We start from the raw sequence: 13284 nt of genomic DNA on the forward strand, positions 1-13284 counted from the left end.
GCGATCCCGCACGAAGTAATGCGCGGGGACCGCCGCACCCCCGTTGCCGGGGGGCGGGACGACGGCGGTCCCCGCGAAGGACGCTGACCGGGTCAGGGCCGGGTCTCGCGTCCGGCGTCCATGGAGGTCCGGGAGCCGCTCCGGAGGTCCTTGGACGTTCGGCGCCGGCTGGGGCGGGGAGCCGCTCCCGCCCTGCCGACACCCACTAATGTGCCGGAGCCGTGTTAAGCGTGTGCTGCGTGCACGTGACACCCTCGTACCACTTCCGCGAAGTCCACCGATTCGGTAGGCAACCGCAAGTTCGCCGTGGTGGGGCTCCGTTCACCGGACGTTCGCCGTCACTTTCCGCCCTTGGCCAAGAAGTGCAGCAGGTCCTGCCGGCTGATCACCCCGGTCGGCTTTCCCTCGACCAGGACGATCGCCGCGTCCGCCGCGCCGAGCACGGTCATCAGGTCGGCGACCGGTTCGCCTGAGCCCACCTGGGGCAGCGGGGCGGACATGTGCTTCTCCAGCGGGTCCTCCAGCGAGGCCCGCTTGGCGAACAGCGCGTCCAGCAGCTCCCGCTCCACGACCGAGCCGACGACCTCGGCGGCCATGACGTCCGGGTGACCGGCCCCCGGCTTCACGATCGGCATCTGCGAGACGCCGTACTCGCGCAGGACCTCGATGGCCTGGCCGACGGTCTCGTCCGGGTGCATGTGGACGAGCGAGGGGATGGCGCCGTGCTCCTTGTCGCTGAGCACGTCCGCGACGCGGGCGCTGGGGCCCTCGTCCTCGAGGAAGCCGTAGTCCGCCATCCACTCGTCGTTGAAGATCTTGCTGAGGTACCCGCGCCCGCTGTCCGGCAGCAGGACGACCACCACGTCGTCCTCCTCCAGGCGCCGCGCGACCTCCAGCGCCGCGACGACCGCCATCCCGCAGGAGCCGCCGACGAGCAGCCCCTCCTCCTTGGCGAGCCGGCGGGTCATCTGGAAGGAGTCCTTGTCGGAGACCGGGACGATCTCGTCGGCGACGGTCCGGTCGTAGGCGGTGGGCCAGAAGTCCTCACCGACGCCCTCGACCAGGTACGGCCGCCCGGAGCCGCCGGAGTACACCGAACCCTCGGGGTCGGCGCCGATCACCTTCACCTTGCCGTCGCTGACGTCCTTCAGATAGCGGCCGGTGCCGGAGATGGTCCCTCCGGTCCCCACGCCCGCCACGAAATGGGTGATCCTCCCCTCCGTCTGCTCCCACAGCTCGGGGCCGGTCGAGTGGTAGTGGGAGAGCGGGTTGTTGGGGTTGGAGTACTGGTCGGGCTTCCACGCGCCCGGCGTCTCGCGCACCAGCCGGTCGGAGACGTTGTAGTACGAGTCCGGGTGCTCCGGGTCGACGGCCGTGGGGCAGACCACGACCTCGGCCCCGTACGCCCGCAGAACGTTGATCTTGTCGGTGCTCACCTTGTCGGGGCACACGAAGATGCACTTGTACCCCTTCTGCTGCGCCACGATGGCGAGCCCCACCCCGGTGTTCCCGCTGGTCGGTTCCACGATCGTCCCGCCGGGCTTGAGCGCCCCGCTCTCCTCGGCCGCCTCGATCATGCGCAGGGCGATGCGGTCCTTCACGGAGCCGCCCGGGTTGAAGTACTCGACCTTGGCCAGGACGGTCGCCTTGATGCCCTTGGTCACGTTGTTGAGCCTCACCAGCGGGGTGTTGCCGACGAGGCTGATCATCGAGTCGTGGAAATGCACCGTTGTCTCCGGTTGCTTGCAAAAGAAGTGGTCCTAGTGGTTCCGCCAGCGTAGGCCCTGTCGTCCGCCCACGGCGGTCGTTCACTCCGCGTTGAGATTGGCGAACGGTCGGTACGGGGCAAGGAGTGGATGTACGGCAACGAAGGAGGTGGCGGCGAGGTATGACGAGCATGTCGAGGGCACGGGTGGCCCGGCGGATCGCGGCCGGTGCCGCGTACGGCGGCGGCGGGATCGGGCTGGCCGGTGCGGCCGCCATGGGACTGCTGCTGGCGGAGGTCCAGCTGGCCAAGCGCCATGTGGGCAACGGCAGCAGCGGCCGGGTGCCGGTGGCGGACGGCCTGTACGGCACCGCCTACACCGTGCCCGACGAACCTCCCCTGCGGCTGACGATGCTCGGCGACTCCACGGCCGCGGGGCAGGGCGTGCACCGGGCGGGCCAGACGCCGGGCGCGCTGCTGGCCTCGGGGCTGTCGGCGGTGGCCGAGCGCCCGGTGGAGCTCCACAACGTGGCCCTTCCGGGGGCGACCTCCGACGACCTGGACCGCCAGGTGGCCCTGGTCCTCGCCAACCCCGCGCTGGTCCCGGACATCTGCGTGATCATGATCGGCGCGAACGACGTCACGCACCGCATGCCCCCGACCCGTTCCGTCCGTCATCTCTCGGCGGCGGTACGGCGGCTGCGCACGGCGGGCGCGGAGGTGGTGGTCGGCACCTGTCCGGACCTGGGCACGGTGGAGCGGGTGCAGCAGCCGCTGCGCTGGCTGGCCCGCCGCGCCTCCCGCCAGCTGGCGGCCGCCCAGACGATCGGAACGGTCGAACAGGGCGGCCGCACAGTGTCCCTGGGTGACCTGCTGGGCCCCGAGTTCGAGGCCAATCCCCGCGAACTGTTCGGCCCGGACAACTACCACCCCTCCGCCGAGGGCTACGCGACGGCGGCGATGGCCGTCCTGCCGACGGTGTGCGCGGCGCTCGGCCTGTGGCCGGCCGAGGAGGAGCGTCCGGACGTGTCGCGGCGGGAGGGCTTCCTGCCCGTGGCGAGGGCGGCGGCGGAAGCGGCGTCCGAGCCGGGCACCGAGGTCACGGCGGCGATGCCGACGGGTCCGCGCGGGCCGTGGGCGCTGCTCAAGCGCAGGCGCAGGCGGCGGGTGCACGAGCCGGCACCGGAGCAGAGTTCCGTCTCCTCGACGCAGCCGGCCCCCTGACCCACAAAGCAAGCGCTTAGAAAATTGCGGTCAGGGTCACACCGCGACAGACGTGACCCTGACCATACGTACGGGTAACTTCCCAAGCAGCCCTGACCGTCTCGTTCGTACGCCAATGGAGCCGTCATGCCCGAAGCCGTCATCGTCTCGACCGCCCGCTCCCCGATCGGCCGTGCCGTCAAGGGCTCGCTCAAGGATCTGCGCCCGGACGACCTCACCGCCACGATCATCCAGACCGCCCTGGCGAAGGTGCCCGAGCTGGACCCGAAGGACATCGACGACCTGATGCTCGGCTGTGGCCTGCCGGGTGGCGAGCAGGGCCACAACCTCGGCCGGATCGTCGCCGTGCAGATGGGCATGGACCACCTGCCGGGCTGCACCATCACCCGTTACTGTTCCTCCTCGCTGCAGACCAGCCGCATGGCCCTGCACGCCATCAAGGCCGGCGAGGGCGACGTCTTCATCTCGGCCGGTGTCGAGATGGTCTCCCGCTACGCCAACGGCAGTTCCGACATGCCGAGCGGACGCAACCCCCTCTTCGCCGAGGCCGAGGCCCGTACCGCCGCCACGGCCGCCTCCGAGGGCTCCACCTGGCACGACCCGCGCGAGGACGGCCTGCTCCCCGACCCGTACATCGCGATGGGCCAGACCGCCGAGAACCTGGCGCGCTGGAAGGGCGTGACCCGCCAGGACATGGACGAGTTCGGCGTCCGCTCGCAGAACCTCGCAGAGGAGGCCATCAAGAACGGCTTCTGGGAGCGCGAGATCACCCCGGTCACGCTGCCCGACGGCACGGTGGTCAGCAAGGACGACGGCCCGCGCCCGGGCGTGACCCTGGAGGGCGTCTCCGGCCTCAAGCCGGTCTTCCGCCCCGACGGCCTGGTCACCGCCGGCAACTGCTGCCCGCTGAACGACGGCGCCGCGGCCGTGGTCATCATGAGCGACACCAAGGCCCGCGAGCTGGGCCTGACCCCGCTCGCCCGCATCGTGTCGACCGGCGTCTCGGGCCTGTCCCCGGAGATCATGGGCCTCGGCCCGGTGGAGGCCTCGCAGCGGGCCCTGCGCCTGGCCGGCCTCACCATCGACGACATCGACCTGGTCGAGATCAACGAGGCGTTCGCCGCCCAGGTGATCCCCTCCTACCGCGACCTGAACATCCCGCTGGAGAAGCTGAACGTCAACGGCGGCGCCATCGCCGTCGGCCACCCCTTCGGCATGACCGGCGCCCGCATCACCGGCACCCTCATCAACTCCCTGCAGTTCCACGACAAGCAGTTCGGCCTGGAGACGATGTGCGTCGGCGGCGGCCAGGGCATGGCGATGGTCATCGAGCGCCTGAGCTGAACCGCTGCGTAACCGCTGAGGCACCAACAGTGAGCTTCTGGCCCGGAGTCCGGAACACCACCGGCCTCCGGGCCGTTTTGTGATCCAATCTCCCCCAGGATGTGACCTATCTCCCTTAGCGGGGGGATTCACGCAGCTCAGGGCGGGTACGACAACCCTTCTGGGACCCAAAGTCCTGTCCGGTTCGTGACGTTACGCACTGACAGCTGGTCAGTCCGCCCTTCAAGCTGATGTAGGAAGTCGGGGGTCGACTTTGAACCGGGAGTACGTCAGTGAGCGCCATGCCGATCGCCTTGCTGCTCATCACGGCCGCCACGGGCGCCGTGGGCGTCGCCGTCCTGCGCACCCTCATGGTGCTGCGACGTGAGGTCGCCGCCCTGCACACCCAGCTCGCCGAGCAGCACGCCCCGCACGGTCTCGTGCCCGCCGCCCGTCTGTCCACGGAGGCCGACGAGATACGCGCCGCCGTCGCCGAGGCGCTCGCCGAGGAGCGCGAGCGCGAACTGGCCGAGGCACGCGCCTTCTGGGCCGCGCAGGAGTCCCGTGACGGCTCCGACGCGCCCTCGCTCCTCGGCCTGCCGGACAGCGAGCTGTACCTGCCCCGGCAGAGCGACTTCGTGGGGCTGGAGCCGCTGGAGCCGGTGACGGAGCAGGCCGCCGACGCCGACGAGTTCGCCGGGGACTCCCCCGAACTGGCCGCGGCCCGCCGCCGTCACCCCTCCCACCCGGACTTCGTCCCGGTGCAGTCACCCGTGGCGAACGACCATGAACGCACGGTGGCCACCCTCGAGGAGCTGGCCGCCACCCGCACCGAACTGACCGACGTCCGCCCCGGCCCGCTGGGCACCCTGGACGTCTATGTCTTCGCCGACGGCACGACCCTGTGCATGACCCCGGGCCACCGTGAGACGGCCGAGCGTCTGGCGGCCGCCCTGCGCGCGGGCCGGACGCCGGTCCTGCTCGGCGGTTCGGGCGTCTCCGGCGCCTACACGCTGACCTTCGAGTGCGGCGAGGAGAACGTGTACATCCTGGCGGACCGGGTCATAGCGTCCCTGTAGGGATCAGACGCCGGCGCGCTGTTGCGCCTGAGCCACCAGTTCCACCGCCTGTTCCAGCTGGCCCTCGTCCTCGAGCACGAGGGCCAAGTCGTGTGCGGCGACGGTGATTTGGTCGGCGGCGGCGAACATCCCGGCGTCCGGCATCAGTCGCGGCTCCGTCCCCGGGTCCTCCAGGACCTGCGCCCGGCAGGCCAACTCCCGGGCCAGTTGCAGGGCCTCGGCGGCCGCACCCCGCTGCAGCCGGCTCTGCGGAGCCGCCCTCAACCGGTCGGCAAAGTGATCCACGGCTCGCGTCAAGGGCGTCGTATCAACCACAGAACGAGCGTACGCGGCACCGCCAGACTGTTGCCAACAGGCGAACGCTCAGGCACCGTGACCTGAAGGACCGGCTTACATCCCCTTTGCGTTCGGAGGCGCCGATGTCCCACGTCCTCTCCGAGGAGACCCACCGCAACATGCTCGCCCGCATCCCCCACTGCACCGGTCGTGAAGTGTCCGACTGGATCCGCACCGTCGAAGAAGGCCCCGCCCTCTTCCGCTTCGAGGAAAAGGTCAGCTGGCTCCGCCACGAACACAACCTCGCGTACGGCCACGCGAAGGCGATCGTCCACGAATACGACCTGAGGAGGGCAGCGCGCAAACTGCTCTAGGCGCGCACCACGACATGACGAAGGGCCCCCGGTGAGAGCACCGGAGGCCCCTTCGTGTCAGCCACGGGACAGCCGGAGGGCGGCTAGTCGTTGCTGTTGAGGATGGCGATGATCCGCAGGAACTCCATGTAGATCCACACCAGCGTCAGCGTCAGCCCGAAGGCCGCCAGCCACGCCTCCTCCTTCGGCGCGCCGTAGGCGATGCCGTCCTCGACCTGCTTGAAGTCCAGGGCGAGTAAGCAGGCGCCGAGCAGCACACCGACGATGCCGAAGAACACACCGAGCGGGCCGCTGCGGAAGCCGAGGCCGTCGCCGCCGCCGAAGACCGCGAACAGCAGGTTCACGACCATCAGCAGCACGAAGCCGAGCGCCGCCGCCATCACGAAGCCGTAGAAACGGCGGTTGACGCGGATCCAGCCCGCCTTGTACGCCACCAGCACACCCGCGAACACCGCCATCGTGCCGATCACCGCCTGCATGGCCGCGCCGCTCGCGATGCGGTTGTCGACCACGCTGGAGACCACGCCGAGGAAAACACCCTCGAACGCGGCGTACGACAGGATCAGCGCGGGCGTGGCCTTGCGCTTGAAGGACTGCACGAGCGCCAGAACCATGCCGACCAGCGCGGCGCCGACACCGATGCCGTAGGAACGGTTGATGTGGGCGTCGTCGACCGGCAGCAGCGCCCAGGCGAGGGCGGCCGTGACGATCAGGGTGCCGAGGGTGGAAGCGGTGCGCAGGACGACGTCGTCCATGGTCATCCGGCCGGTGGTGGCCGGGGCCTGGGGCGGGGCGCCGTACTGCAGGTCCTGCTGGGCGTACGGGTTCTGCGCGTAGGGATTGCCGCCCGCGTAGGGGTTGGCCTGCGTTCCGACAGCGGGACCCCCGGCCTGCGGCGCGGTGTTGAAGCCCGCGTAGCCGTTGTCGCGGCTGAACCCCCGTCGCGAGAAGACCGGGTTTCTGCTCCTCATTTCACTCCTCCATGGCCGCACGTCGCGGCCTTGGCTCAAGAGTAATAGGTAGGCAAAGGATTGACCCTAGTGCTTGGGGAGGATCTTTCCCTCGTCGTGCAGCGCAACACGCTACGCGGGTCCGTGATTCCCCTCACCGCGGGGGTTCACACGGCCGTCAGTCCAGGGGAAAACCCGTGTAGCCCTGGGCCAGGTCGGCCTCGGCGGCACGCGAGGCCGCGATCCGCTCCAGACGGGCGAGCTGCAGGCGATGGTCGAAGGGGGTGGCGTCGGGGGCCGGGTGCAGCATCGTCGTCATGTCGTACGAGAACCGCTCGGCCTGCCAGACGCGGCGCAGACAGGTCTCCGAGTAGGCGTCGAGCAGCTCGGCCGAGCCGGTCTCCTTCTCGTACGACAGCGCCCGCGCGAAGGTCACCACGTCGCCGACGGCCAGGTTGAGGCCCTTGGCGCCGGTCGGCGGGACGATGTGCGCCGCGTCGCCGGCCAGGAAGAGGCTGCCGTACCGCATCGGCTCATGGACGTAGGAGCGCATCGGGGTGACGGACTTCTGGGTGATCGGGCCGCGCTCCAGGCGCCAGTCGTCCGCGGTCTCGAAGCGGCGCTCCAGCTCGTCCCAGATCTCGTCGTCGCCCCAGCTCTCGGCGTCGGTGCCGGCGGGCACCTGGAGGTAGAGGCGGGAGACGGACGGGGAGCGCATGGACAGCAGGGCGAAGCCGCGGTCGTGGCGGGCGTAGACCAGCTCGTCGTGGGAGGGCGGGACGTCGGCGAGGATGCCGAGCCAGCCGAAGGGGTACGTGCGCTCGAACACCTGGGTGAGCTCGGCGGGGATCGCCTGCCGGGCCACTCCCCAGAACCCGTCGCACCCGACGACGTACCGGCACTCCAGCACGTCCTCCCGCCCCTCGTGCCGGAACCGCACGGACGGGCCGTCGGTGTCCGCGCCCTCGACGGCGAGGGCCTCCGCCTCGAACAGCAGCGGGCCGCCCTCCTTGAGCTGGAGGGCGATGAGGTCCTTGCAGACCTCGGTCTGGGCGTACACCATCACGGACCGGCCGCCGGTGAGTGCGGGGAAGTCGACGCGGTGGCGCTTCTTGTCGTAGCGCAGTTCGATGCCGTCGTGCGGGAGGCCCTCCCGGTCCATGCGCTCGCCGGCGCCGGCCGCGCGCAGCACGTCCACCGTGCCCTGCTCCAGGATCCCGGCGCGCTGGCGGTGCTCGACGTAGGCCCGGTCGCGGCTCTCCAGCACGACGGAGTCGATCCCGGCGTTGTGCAGCAGCCGGGCGAGGAGGAGGCCGGCCGGGCCGGCGCCGATGATGCCGACGGTGGTACGCATCCCGCATCCCTTGGTCGTCTTGGTCGCTGTCTTGTTCTGGTCGTCTTGTTCACCGTTTGTTCGCTGAGTGAAATTTACTTCACCAGCTTCCGGGATGTGAGTCTGCGCCCGCCTCCGGGGGATGTCAATGGCCGACCGCCGTGCCGTGGGAGACGGACACGGCGGTCGGCTCAGGGCCGCCGGGATCAGTGCGCCGGGGGCCAGCCGTCGAGGTGACGGTGGAGGGTGACGTCGGGCTTCACGTCGCCCTTGGGGGCGTTCGCCACGGCGTCGCGCAGTACGGCGGTGACCTCGCCGGCCAGGCCGTCGACCCGGGTCTTGAGGTCGGCCGCGGGCAGCGAGGAGCGGGTCAGCTCGTCCAGCCGCTGGTGGATGTCGGCGAGCTTGCGCTGGGTGTCGGCGCTCAGGCTGAACGCGGTCGGCGTGGAGACGACGAACTGGTAGGCGCCGGCCAGGGTCTGGCAGCCGGTGCACTTCTTGTTCGCGGCGTCACTCAGGTTCACGGCGTTGAGGTGGGTGTGCTCGCCCGCCATCGTGACGATCTGGAACGACAGCGCGACGGAACGGCAGGCGTCGTCCGCCGAGCAGCCCGCCGAGACCGCGTTGGCCTGGTTGCGGGCGGCAGCGGCGTTCACCGTGCCGAACTGGCGCACCGTGAACGAGTCCCGGGCCTGCGTGTGGTGGGCCCGGTCGGCGTGCGTGAACACGTGGTCCGACGCGAACGCGGCGTGCGACACCCCGCCCGCGGCCTGCGCCGGCACGGCGGTCGCGGCCCCCGCGACACCGGCCGCGAACAGCCCTATGCCGAGGGCGCGGCGGGTGAGGGGGTTGCGGGTAGGTCGTGCTTTTCGATGGCTGGTCAACGGTTCTCCTCGGTGGATGAGTCGGTGGTGGGGGGTGGCGGTGTTGCGGGCGGCGCCGGTGCGGGGAGGCGGCGGTGCGGCATGGCGCTGGTGCGGGAGAGGCGGGGTGCGGAACCTGGGGCGGGTGCTCGGCCGTCGCCGGCCGCCGGTCGAGCACCCGCCCCCCGCGCAGGTCACCCCATGACCTGCGCGCGCCCCGCACCGTGGGCGGCCGCTCGGTCCGGCCCCGGGGACGTCCACCCCGGGACCGGCCCGGTCTCAGGTCGCCGCCGGTGACGCGCTGGGCGGCGGGGTCGTCGGCGGGTCGGTCGGGGAGGCCGGGGCGCTCTCCGACGGGGTCGGGGAGACCGGGGGCTCGGACGGACCTCCGCCGGGAGCGGAGGCGGAGGGGCCCGAGCCGGTCGGCGAGCCCCCGCCGGAGGCCGCCGGCTGACCCGTCGCCCCCTTGGTCGGGCGGGCCGACGCCGGGGCGGACGCGGAGGCGGAGGCCGAGGCGGTCGTACTCGCCGACGGGCCCGGTGAGGCACCGTTCGGCGCGGCGGAGGCGCCGGGTGAGGCGGACGGGGACAGGGACGCGGCGCCGTGTCCCGCGGGACCGCGCGAGGCTCCGCCGCCCGAGCCCGAGGCGTCCCGGGGGCTCGGGGCCTCGGTGGACACCCCGGGCTGCAGGATCGGGGCGATCGGCGGCTGCTTGGGCAGCGGCTTCGGGGTCATGCCGGAGACCCAGGCGTAGCTGAGGCCCGTCAGACCGGCCAGGGCGAGGGCGCACAGCGCGATCCTCAGGCGCGGGCGGCCCTCCGTGGAGCGTTTCGCGGCGCGGAAGATACGGCCGCTCATCTTCACCGACAGATAGACGACACCGGCCATCGGGCACAGCAGCATCACGCAGCCGATCACCCCGACCAGCCCGTCGACGATCTTGCCGTCCGCCAACGCCGAACCCGTGCCGACGAGTTGCTCGGTCAGCGACCGTGTCATCGTGGCGAGGATCCGCGGCAGGTTCCACAGGGCGTAGCCCAGCTCGCCGACCAGCAGCGGCACCATGGTCAGCACCCAGGTGGCGACGATGGTCCGCGCCGACTTCTTCAGCCCCGCGACCTCCTTGCGGGCCGCCTTCCCCTTCGCCCCCGGCACCAGGCCGAGCAGGATCGGCTTGATCTTGCCGTAGAGGTCCGGCACGCCCGCGAGGTCGCCCAGGATGTAGTAGCCGTCCAGCCGGACGGCCGGCATCAGCTGCTCCAGGATCTCGAAGTGCCCGAGGTAGACCGCGGCCAGGAAGAACTGCGCCCCGGTCGCGAAGTACGCCCCGGCCATGCCGAGCATGAAGACGACGTTGAAGTAGACCCCGCCCAGGTCGGTACGGATCCGTCCGGCCCGGCCGATCCGGTAGACGTCGGTGACGTCCGTGTACATGGAGGGCCAGATCAGGAAGAGCCCGCAGCCGATGCAGCCGGGCCGCGCGCCGCCGTACTTGCACGCGGAGGCGTGGCCGAACTCGTGGAAGACGAGCGAGGCCACGGTCAGCACGAACACGATGAGGATGAGGACCGGCTGGTCCAGGACCTCCAGGACCGGCTCGATCGCCCCGAAGAACCCGAACAGCCACACGTCCATGGCCACGGCGGCCAGCAGCATCGCCACGACCACGGCCGGCCGGTGCAGCCAGGACAGCGCCCGTGCGATCCGTGCCGTGCGCCGCTCGTTGAAGATCACCCGGTGGCCCTTGAGGGCGAGCAGCAGGTCGGAGCGCGGGGCGTCGACCTCGTCGTCATCCTGGCCCTCGGGGACCGTCACACCGAGCGGCTCGAGCTTGTTCTCCACCAGGTAGCGGATGTTCTCGCCGCTGACCTCGCGGCCGAATCGCGCGCTGACGCGGTACGCGATGGTCTCGACGTCACGGACGCCGTCGATGCTCGACGCCACGAGGTACAGCAGCCGGGACAGCTGCACGACCTGCCCGTCCCCCCGACGGGCGATGTACTTGGGGTCGGTGAAGCCCGACCCCTGGTACTCGCCGTGCAGCTTCAGCCCCGCGCTCAACCGCGGGACGACCGGCGGCTGTTCGACGACCGGCAGGTTGCCCGTCGCCACCTGCTCGTAGGTCACCGGCCAGCCGCCGGGTCCGGGCACGGGCCCGGTGTCGTACAGCGCCGCGGTCCCGTCTCCGAGCACTGTCATATGTGGTCTCCCCCCACGTGTCCCCCGCTTCCGCGCTGTTTCCCCCCGGAAAGCGCGCCGCCTTCCCCCCGGAAAGCCCGGCGGGTTCCCCCCGGAAAAGGCGCCGCGGGGGCGGGCCGCGCCGCACATGAGCGCGGTCCGCCCCCGTGGCCGTCGTAGCGGGTGAGTACCGCTACTACGGTGTCGCTACTGGGTGACGTTGATCGTCTGCGCGGCCGAGGACTCGGCGGCGGACCACGAGGAGTGGTCGTTCAGGGCGGCCGACTCGTTGTGCGCCGAGATGTTGGCGACGTGCTTGGTGACGTTGACCGTCTTGCCGAAGCTGAACTTCAGCCGGCCCAGGGCCTCGCGGCCCGGCAGCAGCTCGGCGGACTCGGTCTCCAGCTCGTTCATGTCCATGCTCATGACGGATGTCCTTTCGGTGATGTTCTGGGTTCGTTCGGAGGTGGAGCGCGAGCGTTACTGAGCGACGTTGATGGCCTGAGCGGCGCCGGAGTCGGCCACCGACCACGAGGAGTGGTCGTTCAGGGCCGCGGACTCGTTGTGCGCCGAGATGTTGGCGACGTGCTTGGTGACGTTGACCGTCTTGCCGAAGCTGAACTTCAGGCGACCGAGGGCCTCGCGACCCGGCAGCAGCTCCGCGGACTCGGCCTCAAGCTCGTAGGCGTCCATCATGATCAATTCCCCCTCAGGGATGGGCGTTTCCGATCGGACGGCGTCAGGTTCCCCCCGGACTCTGTCCAATCTGGTCGGACGAGCTGTCCAACGAGATTGGACACTAGGGCCTCGGAGGGCCGGTGCGCAAGCCGTTCGGCGAATCACCCTTTCGGCACCCCGGGGACGCGACCGTAGAATCGGCCCCGACATGGACGGTCTTGCCGACACAGCCAGCAGGAAGTGACCCACCGGTGGCCAACGCACTGCAGCAGTTGATCCGTGAGCGCCTCGACCGCAAGGGCTGGTCCTACGGCGACGTGGCGCGCCGCGGCGGCATCCCGCGCTCCACCGTCCACCACCTGGCCACCGCCGACCGCGTCGTGCGCATGCCGCAGTCGGCCACCCTGGAGGGGTTGTCCAAGGGCCTGGAACTCCCGTTGGACACCGTCCGCCGCGCCGCCGCGGAGGCCTGCGGCATCCACGTGTACGGCAGTCCCGAGGCCGGCGACCCCCCCGCGAACCCCGCCGACCCCGAGGTCGACCTCCTCATCGCGAGCGTCCAGAAGCTCTCGTCGGACGACCGCCGCCATGTCGCGGCCCTGGTGGAGTCCCTGCTGGACCGGTCGTCGCCGCATACACCCAAGGAGTGACGCCACCCGAACACGGATGCGTCGCATTCCGTCAAGTCGGAAAAAGAACGTCAACTGCCCCCGAACACCGCAAGATCCCCCGCTAGTCTCTCGTCCTGCCCGAGGAGCGAGACCCGCACGTCCACCCCGGGCTCCTTGGGGGGAATGTGTTGTTCGTGCATGGCGGACCGGCCACGGCCGTGGTCCGCGGGCCCGCGGGCCAGTCCGTCGTCCTGCTGTCCGGGGAACTGCCGGAGATACTCACCGAGGGGGCGGTCGCCGAGCTGGTCGACCTCGCCGCGGCGGTGCTGGACGCGGACGAACTGGAGCTGTTCCACAGCTGTCTGGACAGACTCCGCACCGACGGGATGCGCGCCGGCCGCCGGATCGAGGTCGAGGGCGCGGTCCTCACCGTGTACGAAGGGTGACGTCCGCCTACGGAACGCTCCGTTCCGTAGGCGCGGAAGTGCCCGGAGCCGGACTTGAACCGGCACGCCCGCGAAGGGGCAGCGAGGTTTAAGCTCGCCGTGTCTGCATTCCACCATCCGGGCAGGCCATGGGCTCCGCGTCGAGGTCCCGAGCCTATCGGGATGCTTCCCCCGAACAGCCCGGGCCGCAGCCCGATGTTGTCTTATTTTATTGATGTCTGAGGGTGCATCAGCACATGGAACA

14 protein-coding genes and 1 tRNA gene are annotated in these 13284 nt (G+C 70.6%); 6 read left to right on the forward strand and 9 right to left on the reverse strand.

All coding sequences use genetic code 11. The features are described 5' to 3' along the window. Positions 1 to 338: 338 nt before the first annotated feature. A complete protein-coding gene (locus ACWCQ1_RS27960; protein WP_133045947.1) occupies positions 339 to 1727 on the reverse strand; it encodes a cystathionine beta-synthase in 1389 nt (462 codons plus the stop codon). 161 nt (positions 1728 to 1888) lie between these two features. On the opposite strand from ACWCQ1_RS27960, the gene ACWCQ1_RS27965 reads away from it, so the two are divergent. The 3 genes from ACWCQ1_RS27965 (at position 1889) to ACWCQ1_RS27975 (ending at position 5331) form a co-directional block, all read left to right on the forward strand. Continuing rightward, positions 1889 to 2929 carry an SGNH/GDSL hydrolase family protein gene (locus tag ACWCQ1_RS27965; RefSeq protein ID WP_207929867.1) on the forward strand — a complete coding sequence of 347 codons (1041 nt, stop codon included), beginning with the start codon at positions 1889 to 1891 and terminating at the stop codon, positions 2927 to 2929. Between the two features lie 126 nt (positions 2930 to 3055). Further along, complete coding sequence (locus tag ACWCQ1_RS27970; protein WP_451027627.1) at positions 3056 to 4273, forward strand: acetyl-CoA C-acetyltransferase; 1218 nt, start codon at positions 3056 to 3058, stop codon at positions 4271 to 4273. Between the two features lie 281 nt (positions 4274 to 4554). Then, positions 4555 to 5331: a hypothetical protein gene (locus ACWCQ1_RS27975; RefSeq protein ID WP_207929874.1), complete on the forward strand. Its 777-nt coding sequence runs from the start codon at positions 4555 to 4557 to the stop codon at positions 5329 to 5331. A 3-nt stretch (positions 5332 to 5334) separates the two neighbouring features. On the opposite strand, the gene ACWCQ1_RS27980 is transcribed toward ACWCQ1_RS27975, so the two are convergent. After that, positions 5335 to 5646, reverse strand: a complete 312-nt coding sequence (locus tag ACWCQ1_RS27980; RefSeq protein WP_451027628.1) for a hypothetical protein — start codon at positions 5644 to 5646, stop codon at positions 5335 to 5337. Between the two features lie 104 nt (positions 5647 to 5750). On the opposite strand from ACWCQ1_RS27980, the gene ACWCQ1_RS27985 reads away from it, so the two are divergent. Beyond that, complete coding sequence (locus ACWCQ1_RS27985; protein ID WP_133045944.1) at positions 5751 to 5981, forward strand: DUF4287 domain-containing protein; 231 nt, start codon at positions 5751 to 5753, stop codon at positions 5979 to 5981. A gap of 83 nt (positions 5982 to 6064) precedes the next feature. Here the strand turns inward: ACWCQ1_RS27985 and ACWCQ1_RS27990 are convergent, their stop codons facing one another. From ACWCQ1_RS27990 to ACWCQ1_RS28015, 6 genes are all read right to left on the reverse strand, one after another. Then, on the reverse strand, positions 6065 to 6952 hold the full coding sequence (locus ACWCQ1_RS27990) for a Bax inhibitor-1/YccA family protein (protein WP_451027629.1): 888 nt from the start codon (positions 6950 to 6952) through the stop codon (positions 6065 to 6067). A 157-nt stretch (positions 6953 to 7109) separates the two neighbouring features. Continuing rightward, positions 7110 to 8285, reverse strand: coding sequence for a 4-hydroxybenzoate 3-monooxygenase (locus ACWCQ1_RS27995; protein ID WP_451027630.1), 1176 nt, complete (start codon positions 8283 to 8285; stop codon positions 7110 to 7112). A 185-nt stretch (positions 8286 to 8470) separates the two neighbouring features. Further along, positions 8471 to 9148 carry a hypothetical protein gene (locus tag ACWCQ1_RS28000; RefSeq protein ID WP_133045941.1) on the reverse strand — a complete coding sequence of 226 codons (678 nt, stop codon included), beginning with the start codon at positions 9146 to 9148 and terminating at the stop codon, positions 8471 to 8473. A gap of 258 nt (positions 9149 to 9406) precedes the next feature. Then, positions 9407 to 11326, reverse strand: a complete 1920-nt coding sequence (locus ACWCQ1_RS28005; RefSeq protein ID WP_451027631.1) for a hypothetical protein — start codon at positions 11324 to 11326, stop codon at positions 9407 to 9409. 186 nt (positions 11327 to 11512) lie between these two features. After that, complete coding sequence (locus tag ACWCQ1_RS28010; protein WP_133045939.1) at positions 11513 to 11731, reverse strand: hypothetical protein; 219 nt, start codon at positions 11729 to 11731, stop codon at positions 11513 to 11515. 54 nt (positions 11732 to 11785) lie between these two features. Beyond that, positions 11786 to 12001, reverse strand: coding sequence for a hypothetical protein (locus ACWCQ1_RS28015; protein WP_207929866.1), 216 nt, complete (start codon positions 11999 to 12001; stop codon positions 11786 to 11788). 233 nt (positions 12002 to 12234) lie between these two features. Between ACWCQ1_RS28015 and ACWCQ1_RS28020 the strand changes: the two genes are divergently transcribed. Together ACWCQ1_RS28020 and ACWCQ1_RS28025 are read left to right on the forward strand one after the other, a co-directional pair. Then, positions 12235 to 12633, forward strand: a complete 399-nt coding sequence (locus ACWCQ1_RS28020; RefSeq protein WP_358592778.1) for a helix-turn-helix domain-containing protein — start codon at positions 12235 to 12237, stop codon at positions 12631 to 12633. 155 nt (positions 12634 to 12788) lie between these two features. Next, the gene (locus tag ACWCQ1_RS28025) at positions 12789 to 13040 is read left to right on the forward strand and encodes a hypothetical protein (protein WP_308286659.1); all 252 of its coding nucleotides are present in this window, start codon (positions 12789 to 12791) and stop codon (positions 13038 to 13040) included. Between the two features lie 39 nt (positions 13041 to 13079). Here the strand turns inward: ACWCQ1_RS28025 and ACWCQ1_RS28030 are convergent. Next, positions 13080 to 13163 (reverse strand) — tRNA-Leu (locus tag ACWCQ1_RS28030). Positions 13164 to 13284: the final 121 nt, after the last annotated feature.

The sequence above is a fragment of the Streptomyces sp. NPDC002144 genome (genome assembly GCF_053593695.1).